Here is a 17,649-nt window from a genome sequence, read left to right on the forward strand (position 1 = left end):
GGCTCCTTCGCGGTGACGATGAGTCGGATGGCGCGGGCCGGTGTCGTTCCGTGCCGCACGCGGCACCACTCGGGACGGACGGACCGTGCTCGCCCGCCAGCCTGCGCCGCGGTCCTCGACTCACGGTCCAGTGGCGTTGGAACGCGCCACGCGCCGATGAGCGGGCCCGGGGGTTCGAGCCGTGCTCCACACGAGGTCGAGGCGGCCCGATGACGGTGGCGGCACACTCCTGCACCCGGCGGAAGGAAGAGTTCATGCCGCACGGTTCCGTACCCGATGTCCGCAAGTGGGTCGAGGTCGACGCCGACCCCCAGCGCTGCTTCGAGGTCTTCACCGAGCGAATGGCGGACTGGTGGCCTCCCTCGCACGTGCTGCTGTCGAAGCCCCGGGCCGGTCTGGCCATGGAGCCGAAGGCCGGCGGCCGCTACTACGAGTGGGACGAGGAGGGCACCGAGATCGACTGGGGCACCGTGCTCGAGTGGAACCCCCCGCACGGGCTGCGTCTGACCTGGCGGGTGGACGGCCGGTGGCAGTCGGTGCCGGACGACGAGCGGGCCAGCGAGATCGAGGTCGTCTTCACACCGGCCGGCCCCGGCCGCACCCGGGTCGAACTCGCGCACGTCCGGCTGGACAAGCACGGCCCCGACGCGGAGCGCATCTTCCAGGCGCTGGACGGGCCGAGCCCAGGCGAGACGCTGCAGCGCTTCTCGGAGGTGGTCTGAGCGTGGCCGCCGGGACGGCGGCGCCCCCGGCCCTGCGCGAAGTGGCCGAAGGCGTCCATGTCTACGAGCAGTTGCCGGGCGGCTGGTGCGTGAACAACGCGGGGCTGATCGCGGCCGGCGGTCAGGCGGTGCTGATCGACACGGCTGCCACCCGGGCCCGGGCGCGACGCCTGCGCGAGGCCGTGGAGCGGGTCGTCCCCGGCGGGCCGGACGCCGTGGTCAACACGCACTTCCACGGTGACCACGTCTTCGGCAACGACCAGTTCGCACCGCGTGCCTCCGTGATCGCCCACGAGCTCACCCGCGCCGACATGGCGGAAGCGGGCCTCGCCCTGTGCGGCATCTGGCCTGACGTCGACTGGGGCGAGCCCGAACTCACTCTGCCCGACACGACGTTCACCGACCGGCTCACGCTGCGGCTGGGCGAACTGACGGTGGAACTGTCACGGGTGGGTCCGGCCCACACGGCGAGCGACGTGGTCGCCTGGGTGCCGCGGCGCGGCGTGCTCTTCACCGGGGACGTCGCCTGGTCGGGCGTCACCCCGTACGTCCTGATGGGTTCCGTGGAGGGGTCCCTGCGGGCCCTGGCCGAACTGCGCGGTCTGGGACCGGAGATCGTCGTCCCCGGCCATGGGCCGGCGGGCGGGCCGGAGGTCCTCGACGCCACCGAGGCGTATCTGCGGTGGCTGCGCCGGCTGGCCGAGGACGGCAGGCGGGAGGGCAGGACCGTCCTGGAGACGGCCAAGCACGCGGACCTCGGGCCGTTCGCCGCGCTCGTCGACGCCGAGCGCCTGGTGGGCAATCTGCACCGCGCCTACGCGGAACTCGACGGACTCGCCCCGGGGGAGCGCGTCGATGTCGGCGCCTCCCTGCGGGAGATGGCCGAGTTCAACGGCGGACTGCCGCACTGCGCCGCCTGACCGGTGGCCCGGAGACGAGCCGTCGGCCCGAGCCGACGTGCCGACGAGAAGGAGAGACAACATGACCAGTGCGCGAACCGCCTTCATCACGGGCGTCAGCAGCGGGATCGGGCTCGCCACGGCCCGTACGCTGGCCCGCCAGGGCGTCGCCGTCTTCGGCTGCGCGCGCGAGGGCAAGAGGGTCGCCGAGGTCGTGGAGGAACTGCGCGACGCCGGCTGCACGGCGGACGGCACATCCTGCGACGTCACCTCCGGTGAACAGATCAGTGCCGCGGTCGCGGCGGCGACCGAGCGCTTCGGCCGGATCGACATCCTCGTCAACAACGCCGGCCGCGGCGGTGGCGGGGAGATCGCCGAGCTGGCCGAGGACCTCTGGCTGGACGTCCTGGAAACCAACCTGACCAGCGTGTTCCGGGTGACCAAGGAGGTGCTGCGGGCCGGTGGCATGCTGGAGGCGGGGTGGGGACGCATCGTCAACATCGCCTCGACGGCCGGCAAGCAGGGCGTCATGTACGCGGCTCCGTACACGGCGTCCAAGCACGGTGTCGTCGGCTTCACCAAGTCCGTGGGCTTCGAACTGGCGCAGCGCGGCATCACGGTGAACGCGGTGTGCCCCGGCTACGTGGAGACGCCCATGGCGGTCCGGGTACGGCAGGGTTACGCGGCCCACTGGGGCATCACGGAGCAGGAGGTCCTCGACCGGTTCAACGCCAAGATCCCGCTGGGCCGTTACGCGACCCCGGAGGAGGTGGCGGGGCTGGTCGGCTATCTGGTGACGGACTCCGCCGCGTCGATCACCGCGCAGGCGCTCAATGTCTGCGGGGGGCTCGGTAACTACTGAGCGCGTATACGAACGGCGTGGGGCCCGCACCCGGACCGGCCGGATGCGGGCCCGAAGATTTGTTCTGTGCATGTCAACCAGGGTCCTGGGTAACACGCCGATCGAGTCAGATTCGAGTTGGCTGATGAATATTCCAGGACGGTTTTAGGAAGGAATCCGATCGTCGGTGACGCATTGCCCGCCCAGGTCGATTGGTTGACCGGCTGACAGGGCGTACATAGGCTGACGGTCGTCGCTGACGCAGGTAATGACGGGGGGTTGCCTGATCCACCACATACAGCGCCTTGAGCCAGGACGTGGCCAAACGTGCAAGTGCTCGGCACCGTCCCGCGGTCTGACCATCCGTGGAGCTGCACTTTACTGGGGGAATTCGTGAGCATACGTCTTCTGGGAGAGCTGAACGCTACCTTAAACGGCCGATCGGTGACACCAACCGCCGCGAAGCCTCGTCAGGTTCTGGCCATGCTGGCTCTGAGTGCCGGACGCATTGTCTCGGTGCCCGCCCTCATCGAGGAACTCTGGGGTGACCGCCCGCCGATGAGTGTCCGGACCACACTGCAGACCTACATACTCCAGCTGCGCAGGCTGATCGACTCGGCCCTGCCGGCGGGAGCGCCGACCCGCGCCAAGGATGTCCTGGTCACCCGCTTCGACGGCTATCTGCTCGACGTCGCGGCCGAGGACGTGGACGTGTGGGTCTACGAACAGCTGGTGGACGCCGGCAACCAGGCCATCGAGCGCGGCGACTACGAGGCCGCCTCGCGCCACCTGGGCCGGGCGCTGGACCAGTGGCAGGGGCACGCGCTCGCCGATGTGCGCGTGGGCATGCCTCTGAGCATCGAGGTGGCCAGGCTCGAGGAGAGCAGGCTCATCGCTCTGGACAACCGGATCGGCGCGGAGATACGGCTCGGCCGGCACAACTCCGTGCTCAGCGAACTCACCGTGCTGACCGCCAAGCACCCGATGCACGAGAACCTCTGCGCCCACCACATGGTCTCGCTCTACCGGGCCGGGCGGCAGTCGCAGGCACTGGAGGTGTTCCGCAACCTGCGCCAGACCCTGAACCGGGAGCTGGGCGTGGAGCCGTCGGTCCGGCTGCAGAAACTGCAACGGGCGGTTCTGCGCTCCGAACTGGACCTGGAGGCGCCGCCACCGGTGCGGCGGATGCGAGCCGAGGCCGTTCCGGCCGCGGTGGTGCCCGGAGCGGGCCGTGACGAGGAGACGAGCGGCGTTCCCATCGGCCAACCGGCGGGGACGGGACACCTGATGACCAGGATGGGGGGCAACGGATGGCAGCGGTGAGCACCGAGCTCTACGTGGAGGTGCTGCGCTTCTACGCGGGGCAGATGGCCCTGCTGGACTCGCTGGACCTCGACGGATACGCCGACACGTTCACCGAGGACGGCGTCACGCACCATGTGCACCGCGGGCAGAAGCTGGAGGGCAGGGGAGCCCTGCTCGAGCACGCCCGCGCGGCCCTGCCCCGCTACCGGGAGGTCGTGGTCCGGCACTGGAACGACAACTACCGGATGGAGCAGGCCGAGGACGGCTCCCTGACGGTGGCCTACGGCTCCCTCGTGACGCTCACGGACAAGGAGGGCCAGGTCAGGTTCGAGTCGACCTACGCCGTCACGGACGTCCTGGTCCGCGTGGACGGCCGGCTGCGTACCCGGTCCCGGACGCTGCTCCGGGACCGGCCCGCGGCGGCCTGAGCGATTCGGGCCGGACGGGTTCAGCAGGCGTCGGTACGGCTCTCGCGGCGCATCTGGGACGTGACGGAGAACGAGTCCTGCTCGTGTCCGGCCGCGTCGAGGAACGCCCCCTCGCCCACCGTCGTGAAGCGGTCACCGCGCTGGGTGGCCCGGTGGGTGGCAGTGAGATAGCCCGTGGTGGTCCCCGCGCCGTCGAAGAACCGTTCCTTCACTGTGAAGGTGAAGGTGTTGCGGCCGGTGCTGTGCCAGGTCCCCCGCCCCTCGATGCCCCCGTCGGGCCCGGGGGGTGGGGCGATCAGGCACAGCGTGCCGTTCGGCCGGAGCGACATCCGCGCCTCGACCTGCCCGGTCGGGAAGGTCACGATGCCGTTCCACACGCCCACGGGAGCGGCCTTGAGCTGCGCTACGGGGCCGGCGGGCGGCGCCGCCGGAGTCTCCGCGGCTCCCGCGGCCGAGGGGAGAAGAGGCACGAGGGCGAGCGCGCCCGCGAGGGTGAGGGCACCGAGTCTCCGGCTCATCGTCAGTCATCCGTTTCCCGGTCCGTGACGGACCGTTGGTGCGGCAAGAGGTGGACGGAACCGGCCACGGACGGCGGGGGCGGCGAGCGGCCCCGCGCCGCCCGTGACACGGTGCCGACACGGTGCGGCTCCGCGCTATGGACCGCCTGGATTGCGCCTCGACCGGGCGGCACCGCCCGTGTGCCCGGTCGGCAGCAGGCGCTTTCCCCGCCGAACCGTGGCCGGTTCACCTGGCCCTGCGCAGACGCCCGGTACGTGCTTTCCCCCGGGACCGCCGGATGTTTTGCGGTTTCCAACGCCCGCGGAGGGGACCGGAACGGGAATTTCTCCTTGATCGTTGCATTACCTTCTGTTTGCCTCGTCCGAAATCCCCCTGCGGGCACGAGTAGCCGGTGAGTTAACCGCCGGTCCCGCCTCGGCCCGCCCGTGGATCCGGCGTTATTCGACTCGCTGTCCAGTGCGCTCAGCCAAGAATGTGAACCGCTCGATCCCGCGGAAGACATCGGTTTCCCGTGGCACCCGGCGACGGCGGACAAAAGCTGTCCGCGATCGGTCCTACGGTGTGAGCGCCTTGGCGGAGCCGTCGGGGCACCAATGCGAGCTCGCGCCACGCGGGTGAGGGAGGAGCAATGACGAACGCGATCGTTGCCGAGGGGCTGAGGCGGAGCTTCGGCCCCAACACGGCACTGGACGGATTCGATCTGACAGTGCGGGAGGGCACGGTCCACGGACTGCTGGGCCCCAACGGCTCGGGCAAGACCACGACAGTGCGAGTGCTGTCGACCCTGCTCAGGCCGGACGCCGGCCGGGCCACGGTGGCCGGCCTCGACGTGCTGACCAAAGCGCCCGAACTGCGCCGGCTGATCGGCCTGTCCGGACAGTACGCCGCCGTGGACGAGGATCTGACAGCCCGGGAGAACCTGCGGATGGTGGCCAGGCTGTATCACCTGGGCGCCGCGGCGAGCAGGCAGCGGGCCGACGACCTGCTGGAGCGGTTCGGCCTGACCAAGGACGCCGACCGGCCGGTGAAGGGCTACTCGGGCGGTATGCGCCGCCGGGTCGACCTCGCCTGCGCGGTGGTCTCCAAACCCCAGGTGCTGTTCCTCGACGAACCCACGACCGGACTGGACGTACGCAGCCGGATGGCCATGTGGGACGTCATCTCGGAACTGGTGCGCGGCGGCAGCACGCTGCTGCTCACCACCCAGTACCTGGAGGAGGCCGACCAACTGGCCGACCGGATCACCGTGATGGACCAGGGCAGGGTCATCGCCGAGGGCACCCCCGACGAACTGAAGGACCGGGTGGGCGGGGAGCGCCTGGAGATCACCGTGGGCAGCGCCTCGGACGCGGCCGAGGCCGGCACCCTGCTGCGCGACATCGCCCAGGGCGGCGAGACGTCCGTCGACGAGGAGAACAACCGGGTCATCGTGCCCGTCGCCGACGGACCGGAGGCCCTCGTGAACAGCGTGCGGCTGCTGGACCGTTCACCGGTGCGCCTGGTCGGCACCACGCTGCGCAGGCCCAGCATGGACGAGGTGTTCCTCGCCCTCACCGAACGCCCGCCGGCCGGCGAACAGGCCGCCGACCGGGCGAAGGAGGAAGTGAAGTGAGCGCCCTGAGCCAGGCCGTCGAGGACGGCGTCACCCTCACCAAGCGCAACGTCATCAAGAACCTGCGCAACCCCGACATCGTCGTCTTCGCCAGCGCCGCGCCGATCGCCTTCGCCCTGCTCTTCGGCTTCGTCTTCGGCAGCGCGATCGACGTGTACGGCTCCAACTACCGCGAGTTCATGGTCATCGGCATCCTCACCCAGACGATGCTGCTGACCGCGACGAACACCGGCGTCGGCATCGCCCACGACATGAAGCTGGGACTGATCGACCGCTTCCGCTCGCTGCCCATCTCGCAGTCGGCGGTGCTGGTCGGCCGGACCAACGGCGACGCGGTCAACAACCTGCTGGTCATCGTGCTGATGTCGCTCACCGGCCTGTTGATGGGGTGGCGGATCCGGGGCGGTGTCGTCGACGCGGCGATCGCCTTCCTGCTGCTGTTCCTCTTCGCCTACGCCGCCTCGTGGATCACCGCGGCCATCGGTCTGACGGCGAAGTCGCCCGAGGTGCTCGGCAACGCCATGCTCATGGTGCTGCTGCCGCTCACCTTCATCTCCAACTCGTTCGTGCCGAGCGAGGGACTGCCCAGTGTCCTGCGGGTGGTCGCGGACTGGAACCCCGTCTCGGCCGTGGTCGAGGCGTGCCGGCAACTGTTCGGGAACATCCCGGCCGGCCGGCCCGAACCCGAAGTGTGGCCCCTGCAGAACCCGGTCCTCGCCTCGTTCCTGTGGGTGGCGCTGATTCTCGCGATCTTCGTGCCGCTGGCCGTCCAGCGCTACAAGAAGGCCGTGAGCCAGTGAACGGCGGGCCGTCGGCCACGGCAACCGCCGTGGCCGGCGGCCCCCGGACGATCCGAAGGAGAAGCATGCGATTCCTGTTCGTCGCCGGGGGAGGTGCCGCGCCCGTGCACGCCAGCGTGCCGCTCGCCTCCGCGGCCCGCACGGCCGGCCACGAGGTCATCGTGGCCGCGCCCGAGGAGAACCTCGACCTCATCACCGGTCTCGGTCTGCCCGCCCGCGGCGTGACCGCCCTGGGCATGGCCGATGCCATGCTCAAGGACCGGGAAGGCAACTGGCTGCCCATGCCCACGGGCGAGGCCGACGAGATGGACTTCGGAGGACGCGGCTTCGCCCGGCTGTCCGCGGCCGGTCTCGCGGGCACCCTCGAACTTGCCGAGGCATGGCGCCCGGACGTGGTGATCGGCGGCGAGTACAACCTGGCCGGTCCGCTCGTCGCCCACAAACTGGGCGTTCCCCTCGTCCGTCACACCTGGGCCATCTACGACCGCACCGAGGTCGACTGGCAGGGCGCCACGGACGAACTCCGCCCCGAACTCGCACAGTTCGGCCTTGACGCGATCCCCGACGCGGCCCTCTTCGTCGACATCACCCCGCCCAGCGTGCGACCCGACCACGCCGAACCCGCCCAGGCCATGCGCTGGACCGCGGGCAACCCGCAGATACCGCTCGAGCCCTGGATGTACACCAAGGGCGACCGCCCCCGCGTGCTCATCACCTCCGGCTCGCGCAGTGCCTTCATTCCCGCGCTCGGTATGGACTTCTTCCGGCCGTTGCTCGACAACCCGCTCCTGAACGCCGGTGACATCGAGGTCGTCGTGGCCACGGGCGAGCCGCTCGCCGGGCAGATCCGGGAGGCCTACCCGGAGATCAAGGCCGGATTCGTCCCCCTGGACGTGATCGCACCCACCCTCGACCTCGCCGTCCACCACGGCGGCGGCGTCACCGTGATGACGCTGCTGAGCGCCGGGGTGCCGCAGCTCGTCCTCCCCGAGATCCTGGCCTCGGCGATTCCGCTGCGACGGGTCGACGAGTACGGCGCCACGCACACGCTGGCCTCGCACCAGGAACCGCCCGAGGAAGTGGCCGCGGACATCTCGAAGATGCTGTCCGACACCTCCTACCGGCGTCGCGCCCGCGATCTCGCCAACGAGATCGCCGGGCTGCCGGCTCCCGCCGAGGTCGTCAAGGCGATCGAGGCCCTGGTCTGAGACGCCTTCTGCGGCACCCCTGAACCAACGATGGTGCCCACCCCCTGCGAGGGGGTGGGCACCATCGCGTCGTCCGCGGCCGCCGCGAGCGGTCAGACGCTGAGCACGGCCTCCCGCACGGCCGAGATCACCTTGTCCTGCAGACCGGCCGGCAGCGACGGATACATCGGCAGCGAGAAGATCTCGTCGGCGAGCCGCTCGGTCACGGGCAGCGAGCCGCGCTCGTAACCGAGGTGCCGGAAACCTTCGTTGGTGTGAACCGGCCACGGGTAGCTGATGTTCAGGGCGATGTCGTGACGCTTGACGTGCTCGATGATCGCGTCACGGCGGGGGTGGCGCACCACGTAGACGTAGTAGACATGGTCGTTCCCCTCGGTCACCGACGGCAGCAGCAGCCCGTGTTCGGCGAGGTCGCCCAGCCCCTCGCGATACCGGTCGGCCACCGCCCGGCGGCCCGCGACATAGGCGTCCAGCCGGCGCAGCTTGCGGCGCAGGATCTCGGCCTGCACCTCGTCCAGCCGACTGTTGTGCCCGGGCGTCTGCACCACGTAGTAGGTCTTCTCCATGCCGTAGTAGCGCAGCCGCCGCAGCGCCGCGTCGACGTCCGGGTCGGAGGTGAGCACCGCCCCGCCGTCGCCGTACGCGCCGAGCACCTTGGTGGGGTAGAAGGAGAACGCGGCCGCGTCCCCCATCGCGCCGGCGCGTTCGCCGTGGTGCCGGGCACCGTGCGCCTGTGCGCAGTCCTCCAGGATCACCAACCGGTGCCGCTCGGCTAGCGCGCGCAGCGGCGCCATGTCGACGCACTGCCCGTACAGGTGCACGGGAAGCAGGGCCTTGGTGCGCGGGGTGACGGCCGCGGCGACCTGGTCCGTGTCCATCAGGAAGTCGTCCTCGCGGATGTCGACGAAGACCGGCGTCGCCCCGGCCCCGTCGATGGCCACCACCGTCGGTGCCGCCGTGTTCGACACGGTGATCACCTCGTCGCCGGGGCCCACGCCCAGTGCCTGCAACCCGAGTTTGACCGCGTTCGTGCCGTTGTCCACGCCGGTGCAATGGGCGCTGCCGTGGTAGGCGGCGAACTCCTCCTCGAAACCCGCCACACTCGGCCCGAGCACCAGCCTGCCCGAGCGGAACACCGTCTCGACGGCGTCCAGCAGGTCCTCGCGCTCCGCCTCGTACTCCGGCAGGTAGTCCCACACATAGGTCGTCATGCCGACGGCTCTCCTTTTCGCGTCGCGACGTCTTCTCGCTCGGTGAACTCACGCCAATAGGCCTCCACCGCGTCGGTGAGCGGCCTCCGCGGCCGCCAGCCGAGCGACCGCCACGCGGGACCGGTGTCCACGCGCGACCAGGTCTCGGTGGAGTGCTGTCTCCCGGTCCCGCTGTGCTCCTCCACGACGGCGGGCAGCCCGCTGCGCTGGATCAGCAGGTCGACCAGCGACCGCACGGAGGTGCTCTCGCCACTGCCGATGTCGACCAGTTCCCCGGTCCGCCGCGACATCGCCGCGGCCACCACGGCCTCGGCGACATCGCGCACGTCCACGTAGTCGCGGTGCGCCAGCAGCGGGTCGAGCCGGATCACCGCGGGGCCGCCCCGGGCCTGCAGAAGCTGCCCCGCGACCTGCCCGAGCAGGCTCACGTCCGGGCTGCCCGGCCCGGCGATGTTGCTGATCCGCAGCACCATCCCGGTCAGTTCCCCGGTGTGGAACCGGTCCAGCACGGCCCGGGTCGCGGCGAGTTTCGCCCGGCCGTACGCGCTGGTCGGCCGGGTCTCGGCGACCGCGGTCGTGGAACTGCCCTCCCGCATCCGGCCGTACTCGAGCACCGAACCGAGGTGGACCAGCCGCGGACGCACGGGCAGCGTCTCCAGGGCGTCCAGCAGTCGCAGCGTCGGGACCGCGGCGGCCTCCCACATCTGGTCGTCCCGCCGCCCCCAGATGCTCCCGACGGCGTTGACCACGACCCCGGCCCCCGTCTCGCCCAGCTCGAGGGCCAGTTCACGGGCCAGTTCGCGCGCGGGCCGCGTGACCAGGTCGAGGGCGAGGAAGCGCCAGGGCGGGAGATCGGCCGGTGCCCCGCGGGCCACGGACACGACCTCGACGCCCCGCTCGTCGAGGGCGGCGCACACATGCCGCCCGAGGAAACCCGTACCGCCCAGGACGACGACCCTGCCGTTCGCGGACATGGTGTCCTTCCTTCCGCTGCCTGTGGCCGTCGCCGGTCGGTGCCCGTGCGGTTCTGTCCCACCGAGGGACGACGGCGTGCCGAGGGCATCGTGGACCGTCTCGATCGCGACTCGCTCAAGCCCCGGCCGGGTTCCAGCGGCGCTCGATGCGGAGCGGGGAGTCTGCCGGGAGTCAGAAGGACATTCACCGCCCGGCAACGGAGGCAGCATGTACGGCGCCGACTCGGCCAAGATCTACCACGCCCAACACACCGCGCGGGGCAAGGACTACGCCGCTGAGGCGGAACTCGTCGCCGAGCAGATCCGCGAGCGGCTGCCCGGTGCCTCCAGCGTGCTGGACGTCGCCTGCGGCACGGGCGGGCACCTCGGGGCGTTCACCGAACTCATCGGCAACGCCGAGGGCATCGACCTCTCGGAGCCCATGCTGGAGATCGCCCGTGCCGACCTGCCCGATGTCCCGCTGCACACCGGCGACATGCGCTCCTTCGACCTCGGCCGCACCTTCGACGCCGTCACCTGCCTGTTCGCCTCCATCGGCTACGTCGGCTCCGAGGACGAACTGCACCAATCGCTGCGGTGCTTCGCCCGGCACGTCGTGCCCGGGGGAGTGGTGGCCGTCGAACCGTGGTGGTTCCCCGAGACCTACGTCGACCGCTGGGTCTCCAGCGACGTCATCGACGCGGACGGCACCACCATCGCCCGCGTCGCGCACACCGTCCGGGACGGCGACGCGTCCCGGATGAGCGTCCACTACCTGATCGCCTCGCCCGACGGCGGTGTCCGGTACGTCACCGAGGTCCACCGGGCGATGCTCTTCACCCGCGACCAGTACGAGAACGCCTTCCGGCAGGCCGGCCTGCGGCCCGAGTACGTGCCGGGGGTGCTGTCCGGCCGCGGGCTGTTCACCGGCGTCCGTGAGTGAGGCGGACGGGGCGCAAGCGGCACTCCGACCGGGTTCGAGCGCGGCACCGGAACATGCGTCCAGCCGAGCGCCGGACCCGGGCGCTCACCGATCCTCATGAGAGGTGGCCTGTGGCCCGCCTGCTGCACATCGACTCCTCGCCCTCGCCCTACTCCGTCTCGCGCCGCCTCGCCGGTGTCTTCCGGGAGACCTGGGCCAAGGAACTGCCCGACGGCGACATCACCCACCGGGATCTGGTGGCGACCCCGCTTCCGCACCTGGACGCCGACGGGGTCCACACCCTTCTCAACGCCCCCGAGACCGACGCCCAGCGCACCGCCGCCGCGCTGCACGACGAACTCGTCGAGGAGGTGCTGTCCGCGGACGCGCTGCTGATCAGCGCGCCCATGCACAACTGGACCATCCCCTCCCACCTCAAGGCGTGGCTGGACCAGTCCCTGCTGATGGGCCGCACCCTGCCCTTCGACCCGTCCGTGAACCCGCTCGCGGGCCGGCCGGCCACGGTCGTCCTGGCGTACGGCGGCGACTACGGACCCGCCTCGCCGGACCACGCGATGGACCACTGCGCGCCGTACCTGCGGACCGTGCTGGGTCAGGTCCTCGGCTACGACCTGGAGATCATCACCGCCTCGCACACCGTCGCCCCGTTCACCTCCCAGGACCCGGGAGAGCACGAGAAGGCCGCCGTCTCGCTGCGGGAGGCGGAGAGCGCGGTGGCGGAGCGGGCCCGGACGACCGCCGCGGTGCCGGCCCGCGCCTGATCGAGAGCGGCCGCGTGGGGGACACCCCTCACGCCGGCCGCCCCTCGGCCGCCGGATCGCGGACGCGGCCGGCCCACTCGTCGCTCTCCGGCCAGGCCGCCCGCTGCAGCCGCCCGGTGAGCGTCCGCAACCGCTCCACCAGCTCCGCCGGCTCGTGCACCACGAAGTCGAACCCGAACGCGGCCACCCACACCGCCAGATGGTCCAGGCTGTCCGAGCCGATGCGCAGCACGCACGACTCGTCGTCGATGGGCTCCACCGTGCCCAGCGTCGTCGGCACCTCGTCGGCCACCTCCGTCGCCGAGCCGCGCATCGTCAGCACGGCCCGGTAGCGGTACTGCGCGGTGGTGCGCCCCGTCGACAGATAGCTCACCAGATCCTCGGTCGGCAACGGCCGCGGGCTGAAGCGCGGCCCGGTCGGCACCCTGAGCTCCAGCCGGTCGACCCGGAACCTGCGCCAGTCCGACCGCTGGGTGTCCCACGCGAAGAGGTACCAGCGCCGCGCGTCGTGGACGAGCCGGTACGGCTCCACGTCACGCACCGTGCGTTCCCCGTCGTAGGACACGTAGTCGAACCGGAGCCGTTCGCGGTCACGCACGGCCGAGGCGATCGCGCTCAGCGCCGACGCGTCGATCGTGCGGCCCGGCGTCGGCATGGTGACCATGGCCGCGCCGAGCGTGTTGATCTGATGGCGCAGCCGGGAGGGCAGTACCTGGTCCAGCTTCGCCAGCGCCCTGACGGACGTCTCCGCGATGCCCGTGACCGCGCCCGACGCCGCCGTACGCAGCCCCACCGCCACGGCCACCGCCTCCTCGTCGTCGAGCAGCAGGGGCGGCAGCGAGGCACCGGCCCCCAGCTGGTACCCGCCGCCCACACCGCCGATGGCGTTGATCGGGTAGCCCAGCGCGCGCAGCTTGTCCACGTCGCGCCGGATGGTCCGCGCGCTGACGCCCAGCCGGTCCGACAATTCCTGCCCTGACCAGTCACGTTGTGTCTGCATCAGCCCGAGCAGACGCAGCAGCCGCGCCGAGGTTTCCAACATGGCGAGAGTTTCGCATCAATGGCGGTCAATAGATGACCGCGAATGCTCCTAACGTCGCTCCCAGACGGAAGGAGACCCCCCATGACCATTCTCGTAGCCGGTGCCACGGGCAACGTCGGACGTCCCCTCGTGGAGCAGCTGCTCGCCTCGGGACACCAGGTGCGCGCCCTGACCCGCAATCCCGCCAAGGCCGATCTGCCGGCCGGCGCCGAGGCCGTCGCCGGGAACCTGGCGGACACCGCCAGCCTGGCCCAGGCCTTCGACGGAGTGAGCGCCGCCCACCTGATCAGCTTCAACGGCGAGGACTTCTCCCCGCTGACGAACGGCGTGGAGATCGCCGAACTGGCGCGCAAGGCCGGCGTCCGCCGGGTGACGGTGCTCAAGGGCGATGTGGAGAAGAGCCCGCTGGAGGAGGCGGTCGAGGCCAGTGGCCTGGAGTGGACCCACCTCTCGCCGGTGGAGTTCATGTCCAACGCTCTGGAATGGGCCGAGTCCATCACCTCCGAGGGCGTCGTCCGCGAGGCGTTCGCCGAGGCCAAGAGCGCCATGGTGCACGAGGCGGACATCGCCGCGGTCGCCGCGGTCGCCCTGACCGCGGACGGCCACGCGGGCCAGGAGTACTGGCTCACCGGCCCCGAGGCGCTGACCCCTCCGGACAAGGTCCGCATCATCGCCGAGGCCCTCGGCCGCGAGGTGCGCTATGTCGAGCTGTCCCAGGACGAGATCGTCGGGCAGTGGCGCGAACAGGGCTACTCGGACGAGGACATCGAGTTCTTCATCATGATGCGCACCAACCCGCCGGAGGCCGGCTACACCGTGCTGCCGACGGTGGAGAAGGTCACGGGCAAGCCGGCCCGGACCTTCGCCCAGTGGGTGCGGGAGAACGCGGCCGCCTTCGGCGGCTGACCACGGCGCGAACACAGCGCGCCGCGAGCGGCACCGACGGCACCCGGGCCGGCCGGTACCGCACCCGGACAGGGCCGGGCGGGAATCCCCCGCCCGCCCGGCCCCCTTCCGCCCGGCGCCGCGAGTTCGACCACCGCTGTGGGCATCGTCGAGCAGCCGTGACCACCGTGGCGGACGACCTGTCGGGCCATCAGGCATCTTTCGGGAGTCCGCCTTGACCGCAACCGTCCCGTCGGCCGCGCGCCGGCCGGAGTCCCCCGGGGACTCCCCGTCCCTGCGGATCGCACGGTCCGCCCTGGCGACCTCCGGTCACCTCGCGGACCTGGACGCCTTCCACGCTTGGTTCACCGACTGCGGACGGCGGTTCGCGATGGAGGTGGGGGTGGTACCCCTGGACGCGCTCGCCGGCTGGCGCACCGACCCGGCCACCGGCGACCTGCGCCACGAATCGGGACGGTTCTACGCCGTGACCGGACTGGAGGTGCACACCCCGGGCGCGCCGGTCAGCCGCTGGCGCCAGCCCATCCTCGACCAGCCGGAAGTGGGCGTCCTCGGCATCCTCGCCAAGGAGTTCGACGGCGTCCTGCACTTCCTGATGCAGGCCAAGAACGAGCCGGGCAACCCCGGCGGGCTGCAACTGTCACCGACCGTGCAGGCGACCCGCAGCAACTTCACGCGGGTGCACGGCGGTAGTCGGGTGCCCTACCTCGACCACTTCCTCGACACGTCCCGCCACCATGTGCTGGCCGATGTCCGCCAGTCCGAACAGGGGGCCTGGTTCTACCGCAAGCGCAACCGCAACATGGTGGTGCTCGTGACCGAGGACCTGGAGACGCTGGACGGCTTCTGCTGGCTGACCCTGGGTCAGCTGCACCGGCTCCTGGCCGTCGACGATCTGGTGAACATGGACGCGCGCACCGTGCTGTCCTGCCTGCCCTTCGCCGCCGCCGGCCTCTCGGACCTGAACGGCGGGCCCGCCCCGGACCCGTTCACGGCCGCCCTCGTCCGGTCCTGCGAGCCGGGGGCCACGGACCGGCAGGAGAGCCGGGAGCTGCTCGGCTGGCTGAGCGGAATCCGCTCCGGGAGCGAGGACCGCGTCGTCCCCGTCCCCCTGCGGGACGTGGACCGGTGGCGGCTCGCCGACGGCAGGATCGTGCACGAGGACGGCGCCTTCTTCAGCGTGATGGGCGTGACCGTCTCGGCGGCAGGACGGGAGGTCCGCAGCTGGTCCCAGCCCCTGATCGAGCCGTGCGACCAGGGCGTGTGTGCCTTCCTCGTACGGCAACGGGAGGGGGTCCTGGAACTGCTCGTGCAGGCCAAGGCCCAGCCCGGGTTCGTCGACACCGCCGAACTCGCGCCCACCGTGCAGTGCACACCGTCCAACTACGACGTGCTGCCGGACCGCGCACGGCCCCCGTACCTGAACGAGGTGCTGTCCGCCCGGCCGGAGCAGATCCGCTTCGACACCGTTCTCGCCGAGGAAGGAGGGCGGTTCTTCCAGGCCCGCAACCGGTACCTCGTCGTGGAGAGCGGCGAGGACCACGACGCCCCGCGGCCCGGCTACCGCTGGGTGACCATGGCGCAGCTCTCCGAACTGCTGTGCCACAGCCACTACCTCAACGTCGAGGCCCGCAGCCTCGTCGCCTGCCTGCACGCGCTGTCCGCCGGACTTCGACCGGACCTCGAGACGGCGTCCCGACACTGACCACCGTTTCGACCTCAGCGTTCCCCACCACAGAGGAGACCACCATGGCCGCTCCGGGCGACAGCGCGGGAAGCGTCACGTTCGTCAACAGGTTCACCGTCTCCGGCGATCCGGACGCCTTCGAGAAGGCGTTCGCCCGCGTCGCCGAGTTCATGACGGTGCAGCCGGGCATCCTCGGCTACACCCTGTCCCGGGACGTCGACGACCCCCAGCGCTACGTGAACATCGCACGCTGGGAGAACGCCCCGGCCCTGCGGGCCGCGGTCACCCGGCCGGGCTTCCGCGAGCACGTGGAGGAGCTGCGGCAACTGGCCGAGTCCAGCTCCGAGCTGTACGTCGAACGGCATCGCTACCTCGGCGACGGCGCACCGGCGGCATGACACCCGGGCGCCCCACCGCGCCGGTCGCGGCCGACGCTTCGGTGAGACGAGAGGAGCGGTCCCCGTGGACGAGCTGAGCGCGGCAGTGCTGGCGGACGCGCCGCCCGCCGATCTGCTGAACACCCCCTTGCCGAAGAGCTACCGGGCAGCCTGCCTGCGGGTCGAGGACACCGGGATCTTCACCGGTGTCGATGACAAGGACGTACGCAAGACACTCCGCGTCGACGACGTGCCCCTGCCCGAACCGGCCCCGGACGAGGTGCTGGTGGCCGTGATGGCGAGCGCCGTCAACTACAACACCGTCTGGTCGGCGACCTTCGAACCGCTGCCGACCTTCGGCTTCCTCAACCGCCTCGGCCGGCAGGGCGGTTTCGCGGCACGTCACGATCTGCCCTACCACGTGGTCGGCTCGGACGCGGCGGGCGTGGTGGTGCGCACCGGGGCCGCCGTCGCCCGGTGGAGCGCCGGCGACCACGTCGTGGTCAGTTGCGTCCAGGTCGACGACCACGAACCGGCGACCCACGGTGACGCCATGCTGGGATCGGCCCAGCGCATCTGGGGCTACGAGACCAACTTCGGCGGCCTCGCCCACTACGCCGTGGTGAAAGCGAGCCAGCTGCTGCCGAAGCCGGGGCATCTCACCTGGGAGGAGGCCGGGAGCTCCATGCTCACCGCGGCCACCTCCTACCGCATGCTGATCAGCGACAAGGGCGCCCGGATCAAGCTCGGCGACGTCGTGCTGATCTGGGGCGCGGCCGGCGGACTGGGCGCCTTCGCGGTGCAGTTGGTCAAGCAGGCGGGCGGCATACCCGTCGCCGTGGTCGGCTCACCCGACAAGGCCCGCGCGGTGCGCGCCCTCGGCTGCGACGTGGTCCTCGACCGTACGGAGCTCGGACTGGGCGGCGGTGGCACGGGCGACGAGATCATCGCCCAGGGCAAACGGCTCGGACGCGCCATCCGCAACGCCGTCGGAGAGGACCCGGCGGTCGTCTTCGACTACGTCGGCCGGGCCACCTTCGGGCTCTCCGTCTTCGTGCTGAGGCGCGGCGGCACGGTCGTCACCTGCGGCTCCAGCACCGGCTACCAGCACGAGTTCGACAACCGCTACCTGTGGATGCACTCCAAGCGCGTCGTCGGCAGTCACGCCGCCAACCTCATGGAACAGGCCGAGTGCAACCGGCTGTTCGACCTCGGCAAGCTCGTCCCCGTGCTGTCCGAGGTGCACGCCCTCGACGAGGTCGGCGAGGCGGCCCGCAGGGTCCAGCTCAACCGGCACACCGGCAAGGTGGGCGTCCTGTGCCTCGCGCCGCGCGAAGGGCTCGGGGTGACCGACCCCGAGCGGCGCAGCGCGCTCGGCGGCCCCACCGTCCTCAACCCGTTCCGACCCTCCGTCCCCGTGAACTGAAAGGCCTTC

Annotated in this window: 18 protein-coding genes; 14 read left to right on the forward strand and 4 right to left on the reverse strand. The window is 71.0% G+C overall.

What is annotated here, in order from left to right; genetic code table 11:
- Positions 1-254 precede the first annotated feature (254 nt).
- The 5 genes from IE153_RS14560 to IE153_RS14580 all read left to right on the forward strand — a co-directional run bounded on the left by IE153_RS14560 (position 255) and on the right by IE153_RS14580 (position 4,195).
- Complete coding sequence (locus tag IE153_RS14560) at positions 255-722, forward strand: SRPBCC family protein (RefSeq protein ID WP_189590128.1); 468 nt, start codon at positions 255-257, stop codon at positions 720-722.
- A 2-nt stretch (positions 723-724) separates the two neighbouring features.
- Positions 725-1,642, forward strand: a complete 918-nt coding sequence (locus IE153_RS14565) for an MBL fold metallo-hydrolase (RefSeq protein ID WP_229829000.1) — start codon at positions 725-727, stop codon at positions 1,640-1,642.
- Positions 1,643-1,703: 61 nt separating this feature from the next.
- Positions 1,704-2,483 (forward strand): SDR family NAD(P)-dependent oxidoreductase, encoded by a 780-nt coding sequence (locus IE153_RS14570; protein ID WP_189590129.1) that lies wholly within the window; start codon positions 1,704-1,706, stop codon positions 2,481-2,483.
- 372 nt (positions 2,484-2,855) lie between these two features.
- Positions 2,856-3,785, forward strand: a complete 930-nt coding sequence (locus IE153_RS14575; RefSeq protein ID WP_189590130.1) for an AfsR/SARP family transcriptional regulator — start codon at positions 2,856-2,858, stop codon at positions 3,783-3,785.
- On the forward strand, positions 3,782-4,195 hold the full coding sequence (locus IE153_RS14580) for a nuclear transport factor 2 family protein (RefSeq protein WP_229829002.1): 414 nt from the start codon (positions 3,782-3,784) through the stop codon (positions 4,193-4,195). The genes IE153_RS14575 and IE153_RS14580 overlap by 4 nt, the downstream gene beginning before the upstream one ends.
- A gap of 20 nt (positions 4,196-4,215) precedes the next feature.
- Here the strand turns inward: IE153_RS14580 and IE153_RS14585 are convergent, their stop codons facing one another.
- Positions 4,216-4,713 carry a hypothetical protein gene (locus IE153_RS14585; protein WP_189590132.1) on the reverse strand — a complete coding sequence of 166 codons (498 nt, stop codon included), beginning with the start codon at positions 4,711-4,713 and terminating at the stop codon, positions 4,216-4,218.
- 629 nt (positions 4,714-5,342) lie between these two features.
- On the opposite strand from IE153_RS14585, the gene IE153_RS14590 reads away from it, so the two are divergent.
- The 3 genes from IE153_RS14590 (at position 5,343) to IE153_RS14600 (ending at position 8,334) form a co-directional block, all read left to right on the forward strand.
- Positions 5,343-6,326 (forward strand): ATP-binding cassette domain-containing protein, encoded by a 984-nt coding sequence (locus IE153_RS14590; RefSeq protein ID WP_189590133.1) that lies wholly within the window; start codon positions 5,343-5,345, stop codon positions 6,324-6,326.
- Positions 6,323-7,126 (forward strand): ABC transporter permease, encoded by an 804-nt coding sequence (locus IE153_RS14595; protein WP_031103238.1) that lies wholly within the window; start codon positions 6,323-6,325, stop codon positions 7,124-7,126. The genes IE153_RS14590 and IE153_RS14595 overlap by 4 nt, the downstream gene beginning before the upstream one ends.
- 65 nt (positions 7,127-7,191) lie before the next feature.
- A complete protein-coding gene (locus IE153_RS14600) occupies positions 7,192-8,334 on the forward strand; it encodes a glycosyltransferase (RefSeq protein WP_189590134.1) in 1,143 nt (380 codons plus the stop codon).
- Between the two features lie 92 nt (positions 8,335-8,426).
- Here IE153_RS14600 and IE153_RS14605 read toward each other — a convergent pair whose 3' ends face one another.
- Both IE153_RS14605 and IE153_RS14610 read right to left on the reverse strand, forming a co-directional pair.
- Positions 8,427-9,545 carry a DegT/DnrJ/EryC1/StrS family aminotransferase gene (locus tag IE153_RS14605; protein WP_189590135.1) on the reverse strand — a complete coding sequence of 373 codons (1,119 nt, stop codon included), beginning with the start codon at positions 9,543-9,545 and terminating at the stop codon, positions 8,427-8,429.
- The gene (locus IE153_RS14610) at positions 9,542-10,519 is read right to left on the reverse strand and encodes an NAD-dependent epimerase/dehydratase family protein (RefSeq protein WP_189590136.1); all 978 of its coding nucleotides are present in this window, start codon (positions 10,517-10,519) and stop codon (positions 9,542-9,544) included. The genes IE153_RS14605 and IE153_RS14610 overlap by 4 nt, the downstream gene beginning before the upstream one ends.
- Before the next feature lie 208 nt (positions 10,520-10,727).
- Here IE153_RS14610 and IE153_RS14615 point away from each other — a divergent pair, with 208 nt between their 5' ends.
- Positions 10,728-11,441 carry a class I SAM-dependent DNA methyltransferase gene (locus tag IE153_RS14615; protein WP_097215199.1) on the forward strand — a complete coding sequence of 238 codons (714 nt, stop codon included), beginning with the start codon at positions 10,728-10,730 and terminating at the stop codon, positions 11,439-11,441.
- Between the two features lie 110 nt (positions 11,442-11,551).
- Positions 11,552-12,202, forward strand: a complete 651-nt coding sequence (locus IE153_RS14620; RefSeq protein ID WP_189590137.1) for an FMN-dependent NADH-azoreductase — start codon at positions 11,552-11,554, stop codon at positions 12,200-12,202.
- 28 nt (positions 12,203-12,230) lie between these two features.
- Here the strand turns inward: IE153_RS14620 and IE153_RS14625 are convergent, their stop codons facing one another.
- Complete coding sequence (locus IE153_RS14625; protein WP_189590138.1) at positions 12,231-13,244, reverse strand: helix-turn-helix transcriptional regulator; 1,014 nt, start codon at positions 13,242-13,244, stop codon at positions 12,231-12,233.
- A gap of 81 nt (positions 13,245-13,325) precedes the next feature.
- Here IE153_RS14625 and IE153_RS14630 point away from each other — a divergent pair, with 81 nt between their 5' ends.
- The 4 genes from IE153_RS14630 to ccrA all read left to right on the forward strand — a co-directional run bounded on the left by IE153_RS14630 (position 13,326) and on the right by ccrA (position 17,640).
- The gene (locus IE153_RS14630; RefSeq protein WP_189590139.1) at positions 13,326-14,150 is read left to right on the forward strand and encodes an SDR family oxidoreductase; all 825 of its coding nucleotides are present in this window, start codon (positions 13,326-13,328) and stop codon (positions 14,148-14,150) included.
- 214 nt (positions 14,151-14,364) lie between these two features.
- Complete coding sequence (locus IE153_RS14635) at positions 14,365-15,855, forward strand: NDP-hexose 2,3-dehydratase family protein (protein ID WP_189590140.1); 1,491 nt, start codon at positions 14,365-14,367, stop codon at positions 15,853-15,855.
- A 44-nt stretch (positions 15,856-15,899) separates the two neighbouring features.
- Positions 15,900-16,235, forward strand: coding sequence for an antibiotic biosynthesis monooxygenase family protein (locus tag IE153_RS14640; protein ID WP_037818769.1), 336 nt, complete (start codon positions 15,900-15,902; stop codon positions 16,233-16,235).
- A 64-nt stretch (positions 16,236-16,299) separates the two neighbouring features.
- On the forward strand, positions 16,300-17,640 hold the full coding sequence (ccrA, locus tag IE153_RS14645; RefSeq protein ID WP_189590141.1) for a crotonyl-CoA carboxylase/reductase: 1,341 nt from the start codon (positions 16,300-16,302) through the stop codon (positions 17,638-17,640).
- Positions 17,641-17,649 lie beyond the last annotated feature (9 nt).

Source organism: Streptomyces massasporeus (genome assembly GCF_014648995.1).
In the GTDB taxonomy this organism is placed as follows: Bacteria; Actinomycetota; Actinomycetes; order Streptomycetales; family Streptomycetaceae; genus Streptomyces; species Streptomyces massasporeus.

Bases quoted from the DNA above. Each gene is read 5' to 3' on its own strand.
- IE153_RS14640 (WP_037818769.1), top strand. From the start codon at position 15,900: ATGGCCGCTCCGGGCGACAGCGCGGGAAGCGTCACGTTCGTCAACAGG.
- IE153_RS14605 (WP_189590135.1), bottom strand. From the start codon at position 9,545: ATGACGACCTATGTGTGGGACTACCTGCCGGAGTACGAGGCGGAGCGC.
- IE153_RS14625 (WP_189590138.1), bottom strand. From the start codon at position 13,244: ATGTTGGAAACCTCGGCGCGGCTGCTGCGTCTGCTCGGGCTGATGCAG.
- IE153_RS14570 (WP_189590129.1), top strand. From the start codon at position 1,704: ATGACCAGTGCGCGAACCGCCTTCATCACGGGCGTCAGCAGCGGGATC.
- IE153_RS14585 (WP_189590132.1), bottom strand. From the start codon at position 4,713: ATGAGCCGGAGACTCGGTGCCCTCACCCTCGCGGGCGCGCTCGCCCTC.
- IE153_RS14590 (WP_189590133.1), top strand. From the start codon at position 5,343: ATGACGAACGCGATCGTTGCCGAGGGGCTGAGGCGGAGCTTCGGCCCC.
- IE153_RS14630 (WP_189590139.1), top strand. From the start codon at position 13,326: ATGACCATTCTCGTAGCCGGTGCCACGGGCAACGTCGGACGTCCCCTC.
- IE153_RS14615 (WP_097215199.1), top strand. From the start codon at position 10,728: ATGTACGGCGCCGACTCGGCCAAGATCTACCACGCCCAACACACCGCG.
- IE153_RS14560 (WP_189590128.1), top strand. From the start codon at position 255: ATGCCGCACGGTTCCGTACCCGATGTCCGCAAGTGGGTCGAGGTCGAC.
- IE153_RS14610 (WP_189590136.1), bottom strand. From the start codon at position 10,519: ATGTCCGCGAACGGCAGGGTCGTCGTCCTGGGCGGTACGGGTTTCCTC.
- IE153_RS14600 (WP_189590134.1), top strand. From the start codon at position 7,192: ATGCGATTCCTGTTCGTCGCCGGGGGAGGTGCCGCGCCCGTGCACGCC.